An 18,948-nucleotide genomic window follows, 5' to 3' on the forward strand; every position below is an offset into this window, starting at 1 on the left:
TCATTGGCGGAATCCACCTGCTGCGGCTCACAGAGCCGCGCCCCACGGATTTCGCTCCGTTACTTGTGCTCTTGCGCGTAGTGCTTGGCGAGGATGTCTTCGCCGAAGTCGCCGTTGAAGTCGCGCCAGACGGCGTGGACGTGGTTGGCGTTGTTCTGTGTGTTGTCGTATTCGATGAGGAAGGTGGGGCCTTGGATGCGGTAGTAGTGGCCTTCATTCCGTTTCACGCTGCCCGCCCAGGCGAAGAGGATGCCGTTCAGGCCCGCCTTCTCGATCTGCGCCATCTCTTGTGCGGAGATCTCGGGACGGACGCGTTCCACATACATCTTGATCAGTTTGATGAGTTCGGCTTGCTGCTCTTTGCTGAGTTGTTCATAGCGCACGCCCACGGCATCCAGCGGTTTCACTTTTTTATCCGCCATGGTGACGATGTCTTTCAGGGCGACATCCGTGTAGATGGCCTGCTTGCGCAAGGTGTCGTTGAGGGAGGTGACGATTTTGCGACCGAGGTCTTCCTCGATGCCCATCACGCGGATGCCTTTGCGCTGGCCTTCGCGGACTTCACCCGGATTGGTGCCCATGAAGGACGGTGTGCCGGAGGCTTCCACGTCCTTGCCCACAGTGAAGTTCTGCGAGAAATGGTGGCCTTCCACGCGCCAGCCCCAGACCTTGTCCGCAGCGGGAGTGCCGAAGATGGTGAAATGATACATCTCGGGGTCGCGACGCGGGGCGTTGTTCTCCATCTCATGCAGGATCTGTTCGAGACTCATGATGGAGAGGGCTTGGGCTTGACCGCGCTGGCTCATGCCGGAAGCGAACAGGGCCATGGCGAGATGGCGCTGGGCTTGCGTCATTTCCTTGAGGGGAAGCCCGTTGCGCGTCTTGGGGATGAAGTGCCAGTTGAGGCGTTCCTCATTTTTCAATTCATACTGCGCCTTGGCCTTTTGCTCGGGCGTGAGGGAGGCGAGCCAGTTATTAGCGGCCACGGTCATCTCATCGAGTCCGGCCTGAGCGTGAGGGGCAAAGAAAAGGGAACCTACGGCGACGGCGAGGGCCGAAACCAAAGACGACAGTTTCGCGGGCTTCAAAGTGGTCATGCGGAGACGATTTGCGAGAATGGCGGCGGAGACAATCTTAATTTTGAGACAAAACCCAATCACTTAAATTGAGAGCTGCTTGCGATCAAAACCTTTTGAGCGAGAAATCTCAGTAAATCGATATCAAAACTGAGCAATTGGGCTTCTGGTGAGTTTGGCAAAAGCAGTTCGAGGCTGTCGTCTTTAGCTGAATGCTTCGTGTGGACTATTCGGCATCTAATGTCATATATGCGTTCCGCAACGTCATTGCGAATGTCTAATGTCTTGTTTTCGATGGGCAATTTGTGATCTGTAAGACCTTTTGTCTTTTTCTTAAAAAACTCCTGTGTGGTTTCATCACTTTCGATGAAAGCTCTCAGATCGTTGGCGTCAATGCATTCCAGTAGCGTGGCTTTAAGCATTGATCTTTCGTCTGTATGTCCAGAGCTGAGGATGTTTGATATTCTTGCTATATCGGTGTCGCGATCTGTACGGAATGAAGGATCTTTAAGGATCGACCGGATTCGTCTCCTAGACTCGGCTTGATAGCACACGGGAAAGTAAAACTCCAATACTTGATAAAATGCTAGAAATTGAACCAGAGGCAACCCGTTAGCCGTGCGAGCATAAAAATATAGTGATAATGGGGCGGTGTCGTATTCGTGTTGTGGAAACTGGAGGGTTGTGCCTTCTTCAGGTGACTGTCTGCGTCGATTTCTATGCTTTCGTGTTTTAACGAGTGACAGTGCGGAATCATACAAAGCATCAATTTGAAAAAACAAAGCGCCTGTGAATTTCTCCAAAAATGACAGAGCGTCATCATGATATTGTGTTTGGATACCTTCAATGGTGATAGTAACTCTTCGGTTAAACGCTCCGCATATTGCCAAGAATGACTCGGAAGCAGCATTGATTGTAGCTTTATATTGCTTGTTCCCATGGCTTCCGGTGATTACGAAGGGTTTTATTTTTCGGGTGATAGTGCCGTCTAACGCTTCTTGATGGTCGAGCAATTTGTGAAAGTTCCCTCCGGATCTTTGAGGTTGATAAACTAATCCAGCCTCCAAGATTTGTTGGTCAGCACGAAATATGGCTTCGTAATCACCGAGAAAGCTGTATTTTTCAAACTCGCATTTCGCCAGTTTTTTAAGACTCTCAAGACCCCAGAAGTAAACCGTTTTTTTTCTTTTCCACATGGGAATTTGATTATTAAGAGATCGGGTTCTGATTCACCTATCGCATGTGTCTCAGAACAATCGAGATTTGCTGCTTTACAGCGCGGGATGAGTATGGATTTGAGGTTTTTGACTTCCTCGTTGTTAGCCGCATCTTGTGCATCACCGGCGTCTTCGAAGGGAAATGTGCTCATCCTTAATCGCTTTTTTTTATAATATCCCAGATGTTTTACGATTTCCAAGCTCTCTTCAAAAAGAGTAGAAAATTCCCATGCATGATCTTCGCGATGTCCTCTTCCGAATAACCGCGCGCACGGAATAAATCCGGCACCTTTTGCAGGTCGGCGATGGTGTCGAGATCGCCGGGGCTTTGTTCCTTGCCGAAGCCGCCGTCGAGGTCGGTGCCGATGCCGATGTGATTCACATTGCCCGCGAGCTGGCAGATGTGGTCAAGGTGATCGACCATGTGTTTCAAACTGACCCCAGAAGATTGCGGCGTGGTCTTTTGACGGATCCAGCCGGGGACCATCATCCAGGCATCGAGCGGGCCACCTAGGACGCCGCCGCGTTTGATGAGCTCTTTGATCTGTTCATCGGCGAACTGGCGATTGTGATTCACGAGGGCACGGCAGTTCTGGTGACTGGCCCAGACGGGGCCTTCCCATATACTCATGGCTTCCCAGAAGCTGTCATCACAGAGATGCGTGGCATCGAGAATGAGCTTGAGGCGCATCATCTCTTTCAGAAGGTCGCGACCTTTCTGGCCGAGGCCGCCGGTGTCATCGGTGCCGTGCGCGTAGGTGCCGGGACCGTAGTGAGCGGGGCCGAGGGCGCGCAGGCCTTGCGCGTAAGATTTCTCCAGATAATCCAGCTTCACGATGGAGTCCGCGCCTTCGAGGGAGAGGATGTAGCCAATGGGCTTCTTGGTGTTCTCGATGGTGTCGTCGTTCCACAGGGCGAGGTGCTTTTCCATCGCATCGAGATTGGTGATGGCGATCATCTCGCCGCAGTCTTCCATCATGCGATACCACGCGAGCTGGCCTTGCGTCTGCGCCCAGGCTTGCTCGGGTGAACGCCAGCCGCCGAGGGGATGCGTAGGCTTCGCGTAACGCGCGATCTGCGTGGCGACGACGAGGCCGATGTTGCCCTTGCGCAACTCCGGCAGGCACACGGTGCCAAGGCCGCGATCGGGTTTATCGGTGAGACCTTTTTCGCGTTCGCGGATCTCGGAGATGGGGCGCGTGTAATCGCGATTCCATTCCAGCGCGTTCATGCTGAGGTCGAGGTGGGCATCAAAAATGAACATAGTTAGATCAATGCATTAAGCAGCAGCACGAGGCCGAGACCCGCGATGGCGATGATGGTTTCCATGACGGTCCACGTGCGCAACGTCTCACTGACGCTGAGCTTGAAGCATTCCTTCACGAACCAGAAACCGCCATCATTCACATGTGAGAGGATCAGCGAGCCGCAGCCAAGGGAGAGGATCAGCAACTCGCGGTTGATAGTAGGGTCAGCGGCGACGATCGGTGCCAGCAATCCAGCGGCGGCAGTGATGGCTACCGTTGCAGAACCTACGGCGATGCGGATCAGTGCCGCGATCAGCCAACCGAAGATGAGTGGTGGCAGTTTCCAGTCGGAGGCCATGACTTTGATGGCTTCGCCCACGCCGCTTTCCACCAGCACGCGACTAAACCCGCCACCCGCACCTACCACCAGCAGAATAGCCGCGATAGGTCCGAGGCAATCCTCCGTGAATTTGAGCAACTGCGCGCGCGTGAAACCGCACTGCTTGCTCAGGATGAACATGGAGACGATCACCCCTGCAAGCATCGCGACTACAGGGTGACCGAGAAGGGTGAACCCCTTCCGCAGTGGGCTATCGCCAGAAAGCATTATGACGGCCAGACTTCCGATCATCATCAGCCCGACAGGCATCAAGATCACGACCAGTGTCTGGCCCAGTGTCGCTGGTTTTTGCGGTCCGACTGAAATCGGATCGGAAGTGATTGAGGTGGGGGGTGGTGATTTGAGGGGGACGCGTTTCTGGATGAACAAGGTGAAAAGTGGCCCTGCCAGAATCAGAAGCGGAATGCTGAGTATAATAGACCACCCAATAGTTTTTCCGACATCAGCACCGAGCAAACCAATGGCGGCCATGGGGCCGGGGTGGGGCGGAACAAGCCCGTGAGCCACGGTCAATCCTGCGATGGTAGGCAATACGAGCACTGCCCATGAGGCAGCATTTCTAGAGGCAAGGGCGAACACGATCGGGACCATGAGCATGACACCTACGCCAAAGAAAACGGGGAGACCGACAAGGAATGCAAGCACCACCAAGGCCCACGCCAGTCTGTCTCCCCTGGCTGATTTCAGGATGCGGTCCGCCAGCACTTTAGCGCCGCCGGACTCTGCCAAAAGGCGGCCTAAAACCGTTCCCAAGCCAATCACTAAAGCGATTGAGCCCAAAACACCGCCTACGCCCGTTTCAATCGCTTTGCCGATTGCGGCCAAATCCATCCCGCTGGCGATACCTACGAACAACGATGCGACAATCAGGGCCAGGAATGCACTCAGACGCAGGCAAGTGACCAGTAAGATAAGGCCAATTACCGCAAAGGCGGCAATCAGGACCAAGACCAGATGATTGGACATGTCAGGCATGCCTCGTGAGATGCTGGCGAGATTAAGATGTGTCTGCAAGCAACTCATGATTTATGAACGCAATTCATAGACTGCTGCTTCATCAATGAATTCCAATTTGGGCGGTGGATAAAAAAAGCCAATATGCTTGAATGTACTCAAAGTGAGGGTTGGTTTAGTTTTTTTAAAAATTCATAATGTGCTTATTATAAAGTGGTTAAAACTTATTTTGTTTTTAGCTGATCACTTTGGCATCATGAGTGCTTAGTCGAGGATGCGCAGTTGGGATGGCTGATGGTAGCTGTTTTGCTGAGAATGACTTTCCTATGCAGTTGGTGGTGTTGGTTCTGCGTCCGGCCTGTAGCCGTTACACGCAACATAAGTTAAAGAGCGATAACTAGTAACAAAATATGAAGAAAATTGAAGCGATCATCAAACCATTCAAGTTGGAAGAAGTGAAGGACGCCCTGAGTGAGCAGGGTGTGGAAGGTATGACAGTGACCGAAGTCAAAGGCTTTGGTCGCCAGAAGGGGCACACCGAAATCTATCGCGGTAGCGAGTACACGGTTGATTTCCTCCCGAAGGTCAAACTCGAAGTGGTGTTGCCCGATGAACGGGTCGAAGCTGCCGTGGCAGCCATCGTGAAGGCCGCCAAGACGGGCAAGATCGGTGATGGCAAGGTGTTCGTCTCGCCGGTGGAGGAAGCTATCCGTATCCGCACGGATGAGCGCGGTGACAAGGCGGTGTAAAACAATCAAAGGAGAACTCATAATAATGAAACGCATACTCAGTCTAATCGCCCTGACCGGGCTCTGTCTGGCGGGAACGATCCATGCCCAAGACGCCACCAATGCCGTGCCGGCAGTTGCCGAAGCGGTGACGAATGCCGTGGCCACCGCCGCAGATGCGGCCGCCGATGCCCCTAAATACAAAGATTTGGCCGCCTTTGGAGAATCATCGGGTTACACCATCTTCACCACGAACAACCTATGGATGATGCTTGCCACAGCGCTGGTGTTCATCATGCACTTGGGTTTCGCGACAGTGGAAACGGGCCTGACCCGCTCTAAGAACACCGTGAACATCCTGTTCAAGAACACCCTGATTCCCTGCATCGGTCTGCTGACCTATGCGCTGATGGGTTTCAACTTGATGTATCCGGGTGCGGATTTTGCCGGGAAGTGGTTTGGTTTCGGCGGATTTGGCATCGGCTTTGCCGATGATGTGGGCGGCCTGACGGATGTTTACAACGCCGGTTACACCTATTGGACTGACTTCCTGTTCCAAGGCATGTTCGCGGCCACTGCGGCGACCATCGTTTCCGGTGCTGTGGCGGAACGCGTGAAGCTGAGCAGCTTCATGATTTTCTCGGTGCTGTTCGTCTCCATCTCTTATCCGATCACGGGCATGTGGCAATGGGGTGGTGGCGCACTCAAGGCGATGGCGACTCCGTTCTATGATTTCGCCGGTTCCACTCTGGTGCATTCGGTGGGCGGTTGGGGCGCCTTGGCGGGTGTGATGCTCCTCGGGCCTCGTATCGGTAAATACACCGCTGATGGCAAGGTGCGTCCGGTGCTCGGTCACAGCATGCCGCTGGCCACGATTGGTGTGTTCCTCCTCTGGTTGGGCTGGTTCGGTTTCAATGGTGGCTCTGTGCTCTCCGCGAATCCGGCTTTGACATCCCTCGTTCTGGTGACGACCTGTCTGGCGGCTGCAGCGGGCGGTCTGGCGGCGGCATTGACCTCATGGGCTGTCTTGAAGAAGCCTGACCTCTCGATGGCCTTGAACGGCATCCTGGCCGGTCTCGTCGGCATCACTGCCGGTGCGGATCAAATGAGCCCGATGGATTCCATCATCATCGGTCTTATCGCCGGTGTGCTGGTGTTCTTCTCGGTCCTGATGTTTGACAAGTTCAAGCTCGATGATCCGGTGGGTGCCATCTCCGTGCATTTGGTCTGCGGTATCTTTGGCACGCTTGCGGTCGGCATGTTCGGCGCGATGAAGGGCATGGACCAGTTCATGTCTCAATTGAAGGGCGTGGCGGCCGTGGGTGTGTTCACCTTTGTGTTCGCATTCGTGGTATTCTTTGCCCTCAAGATGACGATTGGCCTGCGCGTCAGCGCCGAAGAGGAAACCGAAGGTTTGGATGCGGGCGAGCATGGTGCCCATGCTTATCCTGACTTCCAGTCTGCGGCTGAGAAGTAATAGATTTAGCGTTTTCGTATCAATAATTGGCGGTCCGTGAGTCGTCGTTGATCAAGACGCAGATTTCAAACGCAAAGGGCAGCCTTTCAATGGCTGCCCTTTTTTGTTCGTTTTAATTTCATGAATGAAATTCATTGGATTCCTTTAAACCATGAGTAGTTATTCGCTTTTTGTATAAAAAAATACACTTTGTATTTTTGTGCTCTGATGCAGTGATTTGATGATTGAATTGTAAGTTGCTCATTTTGAGTTGGTTATGACAATGAGGATTTTAATCAAGAGATGGCATCGCAGGTGCTAAAGAAGACGCAACCTGAATTTGGATAAGTATTTTGCGGAGACACGCAAGGAACATTTTCCGAATGCAGTGAGAACAAAATATGAAGAAAATTGAAGCGATCATCAAACCATTCAAGTTGGAAGAAGTGAAGGACGCCCTGAGTGAGCAGGGTGTGGAAGGTATGACAGTGACCGAAGTCAAAGGCTTTGGTCGCCAGAAGGGCCACACCGAAATCTATCGTGGTAGCGAGTACACGGTGGACTTCCTCCCGAAGGTCAAACTCGAAGTGGTTTTGCCCGATGAACGGGTCGAGGCCGCCGTGGCAGCCATCGTGAAAGCCGCCAAGACGGGCAAGATCGGTGATGGCAAGGTGTTCGTCTCGCCGGTGGAGGAAGCTATCCGCATCCGCACGGATGAGCGCGGTGACAAGGCAGTATAACCAACAATTAAGGAGAATCTATCATAATGAAACGCATACTCAGTTTGATCGCCTTGGCCGGGCTCTGTCTGGCCGGCACCCTAAACGCCCAAGATGCCACTAACGCGGCTCCGGCAGTTGCCGCAGCCGCGGAAGCGGCGGCCGCACCCAAGGAGCCTACCTTGGAGCAACGCGTGGCTGACATCGAAGCCTACGTGAACAACGGCGCCCGCACGCCGGATGTGGCCTCCAAGATCGGTGGCCCTGGCCCTGGCCACAACGCCTGGCAGATGACCTCCACAGCGCTCGTGCTCTTCATGACGCTTCCTGGTCTGGCTCTCTTCTACGGTGGTCTCGTTCGCAAGAAGAACGTTCTCTCCGTTCTCGCCCAATGCATGGGCATCGCGGGCCTCGTGACCATACTCTGGTGGGCGTGCGGTTACAGCTTGTCTTTCGGTACTGGCGACGAAATGGTTAAAGGCATTCTCGGCAGCCTTGATCAGGCGATGTTGAAGGATGTGGATCCTTACAAGGTTGGCGCTGGCTATCACTGGATCAGCGACGCCATGTGGGCCATGTTCCAGCTCACGTTCGCGATCATCACCCCGGCTCTGATCGTGGGTGCCATCGCCGAGCGTATGAAGTTCTCCGCTGTGCTGCTCTTCGTGGCCATCTGGATGTTCGTAGTTTACTTCCCGTTCGCGCACATGGTCTGGTCCACGACCGGTTTGATGTGCGGTCCGCTCAATCCTAATGCCGCGATCAAGGCGATCGACTTCGCTGGTGGTACCGTGGTGCATATGACCTCCGGTTGGTCCGCGCTCGTCCTCTGCATCATCCTCGGCAAGCGCCGTGGCTACGGCAAAGAGCCGATGCCGCCGCACTCCATGGTCATGTGCATGGTCGGCACGGGCATGCTCTATGTGGGCTGGTACGGTTTCAACGCCGGTTCCGCGCTAGGTGCTGACGGCATCGCGTCCAACGCGTTCATGACGACGACGCTCGCCGCTGCGGTGGCTGGTTTCGTGTGGGCGGTGATGGAATGGATCCTGAAGGGCAAGCCGAGCGTGCTCGGTTTCTGCTCCGGTATCGTGGCCGGTCTCGTGGTGATCACGCCTGCCGCTGGTTTCGTGACGGCGACCTCCTCCGTCATCATGGGTGTGCTGGCTGGTATCGTACCGTTCTTCGCGGTGGCTTACCTCAAGCAGAAGCTCGGCTTCGATGACGCCTTGGATACGTTCGGTGTGCACGGTGTGGGTGGCACGATGGGTGCGATCCTGACGGGCATCTTCGCTGACGAGAAGGCTAACGCGGTTGTCGCTGGCCTGAAGCAAGGTCTCGTGATGGAGCAAGTCAAAGCGGTCGTCCTGACGATCGTCTGGAGCGTGGTCGCCACGGCGATCATCGCCTTCATCGTGAAGGCTGTGGTGGGTCTGCGTCCTTCTGAGGAAGTGGAACATCAAGGTCTGGACCTGGCCGAACACGGCGAGGAAGGCTACCACGGTTAATACTTTGCGTGCGCATCAATAATGGCGGCCTGTGAGCCGACCTTGGTGCGCAACGCAGCCAAATCAAAAGGGGCACTCGCGAGAGTGCCCCTTGTTGTTTTACGGGATGGGATATCGGCGAAAAATTGCCGACAGGATTTTCAGACGATCTGGATGACCAAAGCGGTGGTGTTGTCCTTCCCGCTATTCTTCAAAGATTCATCCACCAACAGTTGCGCGGGACCTTTGCCATCAGATTGGGCATCCGTAGCCCGCAACAGTTCCACCAGATGATGATCGTAGAGTCCATCGATGAGGCCATCAGAACAGATCAAGAACACATCGCCCGGTTCGTAACCGACTGAACCCACTTGCGGGTCCACAAATTGATTGCCGCCACCCAGCGCCTTTTGCAGCACACTGCGCCGTGGATGATTGCGTGCTTCGCGCTCATTGATCTTGCCGTTGCGCAAGAGCCAGCCTACGTGGGTGTCATCGTGTGTAAGTTGCTTGATCGTATCGCTGCCAGCCGGAAGATAATAGATGCGGCTGTCGCCAACGTGACCGAAATACATCCAGCCCGGGGCGAACCAGCAGAGGCTGAGCGTGGTCTCCATGCCGCGGCATTCATCGTAGCTGTCACCGAAAAATTTCAGAGACTTGTGCACCTGAGTGTAGAGTTCGGTAAGGATGTCGGCAAACCCGGCATCCAAGCCCAACGCGGCATTGCGGAAAGAGCGGGGGAGCAGGGTGGTGAGCTTTTCAACGGCGATGCGACTGGCGTATTCACCCGACTTGGCACCGCCCATGCCATCGCTCACAGCGAAAACGAAATCGTGATAGGCGTTGGTGGTTTCGCCATATTTGCCGAGGCGATGGATCTCGTGCGCATCAAACTGAAGTCCTAAAAAGGAATCCTCGTTATTCTTGCGGACTTTTCCAACGTCAGAACGGCCGGACCATTTGAAGGTGCGGACGGCGGCGGCGCGGCTCACAGGATTCATTTCTGCTCAGATGTCGTTTGTTGTTCGGAGCCGGGGAGAATTGTGGCGAACTCAAAATCAATCAAACAGAATCGACCATCGGTCTGCCGGTAGGTGACATTGCGCATATCGGGATCATCGTGACGTACACCAAACGCTTCCAGTTCGCCGAAGAGTTCGGCGGTGCGTTTAGCGTCCAGATGTTCCACGCGCATGCCACAATTGCTGGTGACCATGGTCAGGCTTTCCGGGCGTGCTTCCAGCAGGCGGGGAACGAACGGGCAGGCGCGCTCTTCCAGGTAACGCAGAACTTTCGTCTCATTATCAAAGCGTTCTTGGGCATTGGGGCCATGAAACGTTTTGATGACCCGGCCATCAAAGGTTAACCGGACGGTAGCTCGGAGGGTATCTTTTACCTTTAACATGATACGTCAAATCCCATGGAGTTTAGGTTTGAATCATCGCATCCAAGTGCTTGTGGTCAAAGGACATTTTTCTTTGATCATGAATACTGCTCGTAGTTTAAGGGATGGATAAAAAAAGCCACATTGATTAAATGCATTCATGGAATTCAATCATTCCATGAAGTGGATAGATTTTTCAAAATATGCTGTTTCCCGCTGGTTAAGAAGGAGTTGCAGGGATTTTGCATGGTATATCATTAGGAGAGCTTGCCAAGTGGCATCTTAGCTGCTCAGACTTACAATCACTGGACGCACTGTAGCATTTTGCGCAGTTAAACCGGACTAAACACAATACATCCATCACATGGCGAAATATAAGTTGGAATATATCTGGCTCGACGGTTATCAACCCGTGCCCAATCTCCGTAGCAAGACCCAAATCAAGGAGTTCAGCAGCTTCCCGAAGCTCGAAGAACTGCCGATGTGGGGCTTCGATGGTAGCTCTACGCGCCAAGCTGAAGGCCGCAGCTCTGACTGCATGCTCAAGCCCGTGGCGGTTTATCCTGATTCGACACGCAAGAATGGCGTGCTCGTAATGTGCGAAGTCATGCAACCGGACGGCAAGACGCCGCACGCTTCTAACTCTCGTGCGACGATCCTCGATGACCCCGGTGCCTGGTTCGGTTTCGAGCAGGAATATTTCCTCTATCAAGACGGTGTGCCGCTGGGCTTCCCGGCCGGTGGTGGTTTCCCGCCGCCGCAGGGTGAGTACTACACCGGCGTGGGCTACAAGAACGTGGGCGACATCGCCCGCAAGATCGTCGAGGAACATCTCGACCTGTGCTTGGATGCTGGCATCAACCACGAAGGCATCAACGCCGAAGTGGCGAAGGGCCAATGGGAATTCCAGATCTTCGGTAAGGGCTCCAAGAGCGCCGCTGATCAGATCTGGGTCGCCCGCTACCTCTTGCTGCGCCTCTGCGAGCAGTACGGTGTGGACGTGAACTGGCACTGCAAGCCGCTGGGCAAGGACGTGGATTGGAACGGTTCCGGCATGCACTCCAACTTCTCTACCACGCACATGCGTGAAGTGGGCGGCAAGGAATACTTCGAAGCCCTCATGGCGGCGTTCGATAAGTATAAGAACGAACACATCGCTGTGTATGGCCCGGACAACCATCTGCGCTTGACTGGTCTGCATGAGACGCAGTCCATCGACAAGTTCAACTACGGTGTCGCCAACCGCGGTGCATCCATCCGTGTGCCGCACAGCTTCGTGAACAACGGCTACAAGGGTTACTTGGAAGACCGCCGTCCGAACTCGCAAGGTGATCCGTATCAGATCGCGAGCCGTATCTTGCAGACGATCGCCACGGTGCCCCTGAAGTAATTCAGTCCACTGACAGTTTCACGAACGGCGCGGAAGAGATTCCGCGCCGTTTTCTTTTTGCTAATTCCGCCATTGCCCCCGGAAACGGGTTTCCGCAATATCTGCGGCCTTATGTCGAGTGGTCGCAAACAGTATCCGTTCGATTTGATCGAACCGAAGTGGCAAAAGCAGTGGGATAAAGAGCAGACGTTTCGTGCCTGGAATCCGGGTGAGACGGTGCCGAACGCACATCCGTTTGGCCTGCGTCACGGGCTGGCGGGCAAGGTAGCTGAACGCTCAGCGTTGCCGCCGAAGTTCTACATCCTCGACATGTTTCCGTATCCCTCCGGCGCCGGTCTGCACGTCGGACATCCGGAAGGTTACACCGCCACGGATATCTTGGCGCGCTACCGTCGTTCGCAAGGCTTGAACGTGTTGCACCCGATGGGCTGGGATGCGTTCGGTTTGCCGGCGGAGCAATACGCCATCAAGACCGGCCAACACCCGCGCAAGACCACGGAAGAGAACATCGCGAACTTCAAGCGCCAGATCAAATCACTCGGCTTCAGCTATGACTGGACGCGTGAGGTGGACACGACGGCGCCGGATTACTTCCGCTGGACGCAATGGATTTTCCTGAAGCTCTACAATTCTTGGTTCAATCCCGAGACGAACAAAGCCGAAGACATCAGCACGCTGAAGTATCCGGCGGACTGCACCACGGAAGAGCAAAAGCGCGCGTATCGCGATAGTAAACGTTTGGCCTACGTGAGCGAAGCACCGGTGAATTGGTGCCCGGAACTCGGCACGGTGTTGGCCAATGAAGAAGTGGTGGATGGTAAATCGGAAGTCGGTGGCTTCCCGGTCATCCGTAAGCCGATGCGTCAATGGATGCTGCGCATCACGGCGTATGCCGAGAAGTTGCTGAATGATTTGGATACGATTGACTGGACCGATTCGCTGAAAGAGATGCAGCGGAACTGGATCGGTCGCAGTGAAGGTGCGGAAGTGGATTTCCAGGTGGATGGTCATGCGGCGAAGATTCGGGTGTTCACGACGCGGCCAGATACGTTGTTCGGTGCCACCTACATGGTGCTTTCTCCAGAGCATAAGTTGGTGAAAGAGATCACGACATCGGCGCAAGCGGATGCGGTGAAAAAGTATCAAGAGTTTGCGGCGACGAAGAGTGACCTGGAGCGTACGGAATTGGCGAAAGATAAGACCGGTGTTTGGACCGGGGCGAACGCCATCAATCCGGTGAATGGAGAGAAGATTCCGATCTGGATCGCAGATTACGTGCTCTCGACGTATGGCACGGGTGCGATCATGGCGGTGCCGGCGCATGATGAGCGCGACTTTGAATTCGCGAAGAAGTTTACACTGCCCATCGTACAGGTAGTTCAACCGCCGGATGCCAAGACGGATTGGCAGGGCTTCTGCGATGAAGGCACAGCGGTCAATTCAACCAATGCGGAGATCGCGTTGAATGGTCTTCCGACCAAAGAAGCCAAACGCAAAATCACCGCTTGGCTTGAATCCAAAGGCCTTGGCAAAAAGACCATCAACTACAAGTTGCGTGACTGGCTGTTCAGCCGTCAGCGGTACTGGGGTGAACCGTTCCCGATCATCTGGAAAAAGGATGCGAGTGGGAATCTGTATCACGAAGCGTTGCCGGAAAGCGTGCTGCCGTTGCGTCCGCCGCAATTGGAAGAATACAAACCGACCTCTGACGGCCAGCCACCTTTGGCGCGCGCAACGGATTGGGTGAATCTGCCGGATGGTTCCATCCGTGAAACGAACACGATGCCGCAGTGGGGAGGTTCGTGCTGGTACTATTTGCGCTATGCCGATGCGCTGAATGGCGAAGCATTCGTGGGCAAGGATGCGGAGTCCTATTGGATGGGCACTGCTAAGTTACAAGGCGAGGTGAAGCCGGGTGTGGACCTTTACGTGGGTGGCACAGAGCACGCAGTATTGCATCTGCTCTATGCGCGCTTCTGGCACAAGGTGTTGTTTGATCTCGGTTATGTCACGACGGCAGAGCCGTTCTACAAGTTGGTGAATCAAGGCCTCATCATGGGTGAGGATGGGCAGAAGATGTCCAAGAGCCGCGGCAACGTGGTGAACCCGGATGATGTGCTGGTGGAGTATGGCGCGGATGCGTTCCGTCTCTACGAGATGTTCATGGGGCCATTGCAGGAGAGCAAACCGTGGAATACTCGTGGCGTCGAAGGCGTCTATCGTTTCCTTGGTCGCGTCTGGCGCATGTTCGTGGATGACGGTTCCGAGACGGCTTATGAGCAAGCGGAAGCGGTCGCTACGGCGGAGACGCGGGGTGAGTTGCTGGACTTGATCATCCTCGACGGCGGCATCCTCGAAGTGGAGCCGGCGAAAGATCAGCTCAAGGTCTTGCACACGTGCATCAAGAAAGTGACGGAAGATCTCGAAGGCATGCGTTTCAACACCGCCATCTCGGCGATGATGGTGTTCAGCAATGAAGCGAGCACGTGGCAGACGAAGCCGTTCTCTGTGATGAAGACGTTCCTGCAATTGCTCGCACCGTTCGCGCCGCACTTGGCGGAAGAACTGTGGGCGCGTTTGCATTCGACGTTCGGGCATGTGGCACCATCACTTACGTATGCAGTGTGGCCGAAATTTGATCCCGCCTTGCTGGTCGAGGATGAGATCGAGATTCCGGTGCAGGTGAACGGCAAGTTGCGCGATGTGATCAAGGTGCCAACGGCGGCGGATGCGGCGACGATCGAGGCGGCGGCGAAGGCTTCTGATAAGGTGAAGCCGTTTATTGATGGCAAGGCCATCAAAAAAATAGTCGTCGTTCCCAAAAAACTGGTGAATATTGTAGCTGTCTAGCCGATGTCTGATTTGTGTTCCTGACCAAGCAACAGAAATGGATCGTGGGCATAACGATCGGTCTTCTGCTTTTGGGGTGGATCGGAAAAACTTGTCGTCTGGCTGAGAAAAAAGCAGGGCGTGAGACAGAAGTGGCCCGTTGAACTATGCAACAGCGCAGCTTTGAAGAAGGCGTGGAGCAAATCGTGGCGAAGGACAATCGTTACGATGCTGAAGCCTATGAATTTTTGCGGGATGCGCTGGATTTTACACAGAAGTCATTGGGGCGCGCAGAGAAGACAATGCGTCAGCGTGAGGGTGTGTCAGGCGATGCCGGGAATCATGTATCTGGCCAGCAACTGTTGAATGGCATCCGTGATTTTGCGCTCCAGCGTTACGGGCCCATGACGATGATGATCTTCGAATCCTGGGGTGTGAAACGCACGGATGATTTCGGTGAGATTGTCTTCAACATGGTAAGCGAAAATCTTCTCGGTAAAACGGAGAATGACAGCCGCGAAGATTTCAAAAACGTCTACGATTTTGACGTTACCTTCCGGCAGCCTTACCTGCCCAAGGCCAAGCAGACATCGATCACCTGACCGCTGCAGGCGGCTAAATCCCGGGTAAAACCCGCGATCAGATCGCTCAAGCTATCTCAAGGAATCCTCACCACCGGAGCCAAGATACGTGAGGCATTTCGTTTCTGGTGATAGATGGTGTTCACTGCTTTCACCGTGGTGGCAGGGAAATTCATCGTCAAAGGCTCGCCGGTTTGCGGATTCGGCTCATAGAGCGGCGCACCGGTGCTGGCAATGGTCACACGGATGCGATGCCCGGCATTGAAGATCTGGCTGAGCGAGCCGACATCGAAGATCACACGGTAGACTTGGCCGGACTCCATGAACACCTCCTTGTCCCAGCCCTCGCGGAAGCGGGTACGATGGATGTAGTCCATGATGAGGATACTGCGGCCATCAGGATAGACATCGCTGATGCGGACGATGAAATCCGTGTCCTTTGCCGTGGAAGCCACATAGAGATCGGCCCGCACTTTGCCCGTCCATTCAACGGGATTTTTTAATGGCTCGGTGGTGAAGGTCAGAACGTCTGCTTGTTCTTCGAACCTCCGTGCGTCTCGAGCTCCAGGGAAATTTCGCCCGGGAATCTGCATCGGATTGTTCGGATCGCTTTCGTAGGAGGTGGTGGATTGCATTGTGCTGGGCAGGCGGATGGCGAGATTGCCACCTTCGTGCAGGTAATATGGCGTATCAACGAAATCAGGCGGCCACGATTTGGCGGTGCGCCAGACATTGCCGGGAGCACCGGTTTCATCCAGCGCTCCCATCACATAGTAGCGCACATTAGGCTCATTCATCACGCCATTGTTGATGCCCTTCAGCCAAAAATCGAACCATTTGATCATGTGCGCATAGACATCGAACTGCGCATTCTCAGGATAAACGAGATCGCCGACTTTGTTCGGCTTCGGATAACCGCCATGCAGCCACGGGCCGAGCAGCAGTTTTTGTCGCTTTTGGGAGTTTCCTCCGCCTTTGGTCTGGCGACCGAGGTAGCTCTGGATGGAACCGACGGACATAAAATCATACCAACTGCCGATGGTGAAGCAGGGGACATTCATGCGACCAAAATGAGGGGTGCAGTCTTCTGCCTTCCAATAGTCATCATAGGTGGGATGTCGGAACCACTCTTCCATGAGGCGAAGGTTGTCCACCGGATCGCGCGCTTCCTTGGCAAGCTCTGCATGGCGTAATGGACGGTAGATGCCACCGATGCGATAGCCTTCATGAAAGAGGCTTAAGCCGGTATCCATCATGTACTGGCAGACGAGATGGGGCGGGGCGGAGACGGCGAGGAAGTTCTGGGCGAAGCCGCCTTGGGAACCGCCGAACGTGCCGACCTTGCGGTTGCACCACGCCTGCCGGGCAAACCACTCCACCAGATCATAGCCATCCTGTTGCTCGCCCCAGCCAAGTGCGCGATAGCCCTGCCAAACGCCTTCAGATTCATGCGAGCCGCGGAAGTTCACTTTGGCAACGACGTAGCCATTCTCAGCGAGTTTGGCCATTTCCTTGCGCGTGGCTGCATTCGTGATGCTGACATAGCGTTGCTCGAAGATGACGGGATGTGGACCAACTTTATCCGGGAAGTAAACGTATGCTGACAGTTTCACGCCGTCGCGCATGGGAATCATGAAGTGTTCTTCACGGACATTGCCGAGATCGAGCGGGGGGAGTTCGGCGGCATGCGTCAGTCTGGCTGCAAATGACAAGACGATTAGCAAGACCAGGTATGGAAGCGGCATGAGAATGGTGTAGCCGGAGACTGGCTGTACAGCAAGCAGGCGGATGCGTGAGCATCCGCCTGCGGTCTCTTGGCTTAAATCACTTTTTGCTTTCGGCGCGAATCTTTTCGGCGTCGGCTATGACTTCAGCGGCGGTTTTGCCGTGGAGGGCCTGGCGCATGGCTTTTTCTCCCTCTTCCGGATTCAGCATGTTTCCGAGAAGGTGTTTGGCCCCGATCTGCATCGCTGCATCCTGGAATTTCTTCTTCTCCTCGGCAGACATGGGTTTGAGGATCTCTTCCACGGATTTTTTCATGGTCTCGTCCGTGGTGGCATCGATCCGTTTAGGAGCCCCGCCACAACCTCCCGCCAACAAGGCAAGAGCCAGCAATAATGTTCCGATGTATTTCATGATTTCTTCCGGGGGATGGGCCAACGTGTTTCTGGCACCAACCTCCAAGACGATCAATCAATATCAATATGCGAAAAATCCAAGACAATAATCCTCTGAGGGACGACGGGTGGCTGAGGCGGCGAATATGGAATCACAGCCGGGGGGGCTGGGATCCGTCTGAAGAAGTTTGCGGAGGTATGTCTTCCGTCGTGGCATCATTATCGGGCCGATTGCGTTGGAAAACATCCAAAACATCTTCCGGGTCAAAATGAGCCAGATCGACGCCTTCATCTGGAGCGCGAAGTGTTGCGATTTGCAACTGGTGGGCAATCGTCTGCACGGTGCTGAGCGAGTAGTATTTTATGGCACCGACGCTCAGATGTGCCTTGAAAATGACCACCACCAGGCTGTTCACGTCCACGTTCACCCACAGCATGTTCGCGATCTCGCCCTGCTGGAACATGCTGCTGAAGTTCGTTTCGTTAAGGCGGTCGGCGATGAACTGGGTGGCGGCGAAAGCATTCGCAGCTAGGGTGGCAAGTTCCGTGGTATTAAAAATCTCAGTATCGCCCTGTTGCGCGATGAGGTATCCCGCCTTTTCCACGAAGAGCGCGGTGCTGGCCTCGCTCTTCACGAGAAGATCTTTTAAAGCAGTATTGATCTGCTCGAAGTCTTCTTCGGTAAGACTGGGAAATGGCGTCATTTGTGATATGACAACAACCGGTTACGGAAGTGCAGCGCGAAACTTATTTGCGACCACCCTGGTTGATGAACTTGTGCAGGAGCATGCGGGTAATCATGTTCAAAGTTTCGAACACGCCCACACCCTTGAAGGCGGCACCTTCGAAGGAAGGCACGCGCACATCGCGGTTGTTCAGCAAGAAATCCATGTATTCCACTGGGGCGACGTTCGGCAGGTCGCGCTTGTTGTATTGGAGTACGTAGGGGATGTCCGCGAGATTCAACCGGAGAGTCTTCAAGTTGTCCTCCAGGTTCGCGAAGCTCTCGACGTTCTCCTCCATCTTGTCGTACTGGGAATCAGCAACGAAGACGATGCCGTCCACACCGCGCAGCACCAATTGGCGCGTGGTGTTGTAGATGACCTGACCGGGAACGGTATAGAGCTGGAACTTGGTCTTGAAACCCTTGATCGACATGGCCTCGATGGGAAGGAAGTCGAAGAAGAGTGTGCGGTCTGAACTGGTGGCCAGTGAGACGAGCTTGCCCTTGTCCTCGGGGTTGGTCGTCTTCACATCGGAATGGACCTTCTCAAGGTTCGTCGTTTTGCCACACTGGGCCGGGCCGTAGTAGACGATCTTGACCTGGATTTCCTTGGTCGCCTGGTTGATGATTGCCATA

The 18,948-nt window shown here is 54.4% G+C and carries 17 protein-coding genes; 7 read left to right on the forward strand and 10 right to left on the reverse strand.

The genetic code is table 11. From position 1 onward, the window contains the following. Positions 1 to 59 precede the first annotated feature (59 nt). From VGH19_01425 to VGH19_01440, 4 genes are all read right to left on the reverse strand, one after another. Positions 60 to 1,097, reverse strand: a complete 1,038-nt coding sequence (locus VGH19_01425) for a DUF3500 domain-containing protein (protein HEY1170004.1) — start codon at positions 1,095 to 1,097, stop codon at positions 60 to 62. 59 nt (positions 1,098 to 1,156) lie between these two features. Next, the gene (locus tag VGH19_01430; GenBank protein HEY1170005.1) at positions 1,157 to 2,272 is read right to left on the reverse strand and encodes a hypothetical protein; all 1,116 of its coding nucleotides are present in this window, start codon (positions 2,270 to 2,272) and stop codon (positions 1,157 to 1,159) included. A gap of 208 nt (positions 2,273 to 2,480) precedes the next feature. Beyond that, complete coding sequence (locus VGH19_01435; GenBank protein ID HEY1170006.1) at positions 2,481 to 3,557, reverse strand: membrane dipeptidase; 1,077 nt, start codon at positions 3,555 to 3,557, stop codon at positions 2,481 to 2,483. 2 nt (positions 3,558 to 3,559) lie between these two features. Continuing rightward, on the reverse strand, positions 3,560 to 4,963 hold the full coding sequence (locus VGH19_01440; protein HEY1170007.1) for a gluconate:H+ symporter: 1,404 nt from the start codon (positions 4,961 to 4,963) through the stop codon (positions 3,560 to 3,562). Between the two features lie 341 nt (positions 4,964 to 5,304). Between VGH19_01440 and VGH19_01445 the strand changes: the two genes are divergently transcribed. From VGH19_01445 to VGH19_01460, 4 genes are all read left to right on the forward strand, one after another. Continuing rightward, positions 5,305 to 5,643 (forward strand): P-II family nitrogen regulator, encoded by a 339-nt coding sequence (locus VGH19_01445; protein ID HEY1170008.1) that lies wholly within the window; start codon positions 5,305 to 5,307, stop codon positions 5,641 to 5,643. A gap of 244 nt (positions 5,644 to 5,887) precedes the next feature. Continuing rightward, a complete protein-coding gene (locus tag VGH19_01450; GenBank protein ID HEY1170009.1) occupies positions 5,888 to 7,099 on the forward strand; it encodes an ammonium transporter in 1,212 nt (403 codons plus the stop codon). A gap of 380 nt (positions 7,100 to 7,479) precedes the next feature. Beyond that, the gene (locus tag VGH19_01455; protein HEY1170010.1) at positions 7,480 to 7,818 is read left to right on the forward strand and encodes a P-II family nitrogen regulator; all 339 of its coding nucleotides are present in this window, start codon (positions 7,480 to 7,482) and stop codon (positions 7,816 to 7,818) included. A gap of 26 nt (positions 7,819 to 7,844) precedes the next feature. Next, positions 7,845 to 9,305: an ammonium transporter gene (locus tag VGH19_01460; protein HEY1170011.1), complete on the forward strand. Its 1,461-nt coding sequence runs from the start codon at positions 7,845 to 7,847 to the stop codon at positions 9,303 to 9,305. Between the two features lie 140 nt (positions 9,306 to 9,445). On the opposite strand, the gene VGH19_01465 is transcribed toward VGH19_01460, so the two are convergent. After that, positions 9,446 to 10,288, reverse strand: coding sequence for a protein phosphatase 2C domain-containing protein (locus tag VGH19_01465; protein ID HEY1170012.1), 843 nt, complete (start codon positions 10,286 to 10,288; stop codon positions 9,446 to 9,448). Beyond that, positions 10,285 to 10,692: a serine/threonine protein phosphatase gene (locus tag VGH19_01470; GenBank protein HEY1170013.1), complete on the reverse strand. Its 408-nt coding sequence runs from the start codon at positions 10,690 to 10,692 to the stop codon at positions 10,285 to 10,287. The genes VGH19_01465 and VGH19_01470 overlap by 4 nt, the downstream gene beginning before the upstream one ends. A 343-nt stretch (positions 10,693 to 11,035) precedes the next feature. On the opposite strand from VGH19_01470, the gene VGH19_01475 reads away from it, so the two are divergent. The 3 genes from VGH19_01475 (at position 11,036) to VGH19_01485 (ending at position 15,492) form a co-directional block, all read left to right on the forward strand. Beyond that, positions 11,036 to 12,061 carry a glutamine synthetase beta-grasp domain-containing protein gene (locus tag VGH19_01475; GenBank protein HEY1170014.1) on the forward strand — a complete coding sequence of 342 codons (1,026 nt, stop codon included), beginning with the start codon at positions 11,036 to 11,038 and terminating at the stop codon, positions 12,059 to 12,061. Between the two features lie 111 nt (positions 12,062 to 12,172). Continuing rightward, positions 12,173 to 14,911, forward strand: a complete 2,739-nt coding sequence (gene leuS, locus VGH19_01480) for a leucine--tRNA ligase (protein ID HEY1170015.1) — start codon at positions 12,173 to 12,175, stop codon at positions 14,909 to 14,911. A gap of 146 nt (positions 14,912 to 15,057) precedes the next feature. Then, positions 15,058 to 15,492, forward strand: a complete 435-nt coding sequence (locus VGH19_01485; GenBank protein ID HEY1170016.1) for a Minf_1886 family protein — start codon at positions 15,058 to 15,060, stop codon at positions 15,490 to 15,492. A 56-nt stretch (positions 15,493 to 15,548) separates the two neighbouring features. On the opposite strand, the gene VGH19_01490 is transcribed toward VGH19_01485, so the two are convergent. From VGH19_01490 to VGH19_01505, 4 genes are all read right to left on the reverse strand, one after another. After that, positions 15,549 to 17,216 carry a CocE/NonD family hydrolase gene (locus VGH19_01490; protein HEY1170017.1) on the reverse strand — a complete coding sequence of 556 codons (1,668 nt, stop codon included), beginning with the start codon at positions 17,214 to 17,216 and terminating at the stop codon, positions 15,549 to 15,551. 79 nt (positions 17,217 to 17,295) lie between these two features. Next, positions 17,296 to 17,607 (reverse strand): DUF6694 family lipoprotein, encoded by a 312-nt coding sequence (locus tag VGH19_01495; GenBank protein HEY1170018.1) that lies wholly within the window; start codon positions 17,605 to 17,607, stop codon positions 17,296 to 17,298. Between the two features lie 133 nt (positions 17,608 to 17,740). After that, positions 17,741 to 18,292 carry a hypothetical protein gene (locus VGH19_01500; GenBank protein ID HEY1170019.1) on the reverse strand — a complete coding sequence of 184 codons (552 nt, stop codon included), beginning with the start codon at positions 18,290 to 18,292 and terminating at the stop codon, positions 17,741 to 17,743. Between the two features lie 43 nt (positions 18,293 to 18,335). Next, positions 18,336 to 18,947 carry an ADP-ribosylation factor-like protein gene (locus tag VGH19_01505; GenBank protein ID HEY1170020.1) on the reverse strand — a complete coding sequence of 204 codons (612 nt, stop codon included), beginning with the start codon at positions 18,945 to 18,947 and terminating at the stop codon, positions 18,336 to 18,338. Position 18,948 lies beyond the last annotated feature (1 nt).

The sequence above is a fragment of the Verrucomicrobiia bacterium genome (assembly GCA_036405135.1).
Taxonomy (GTDB): domain Bacteria; phylum Verrucomicrobiota; class Verrucomicrobiia; order Limisphaerales; family JAEYXS01; genus JAEYXS01.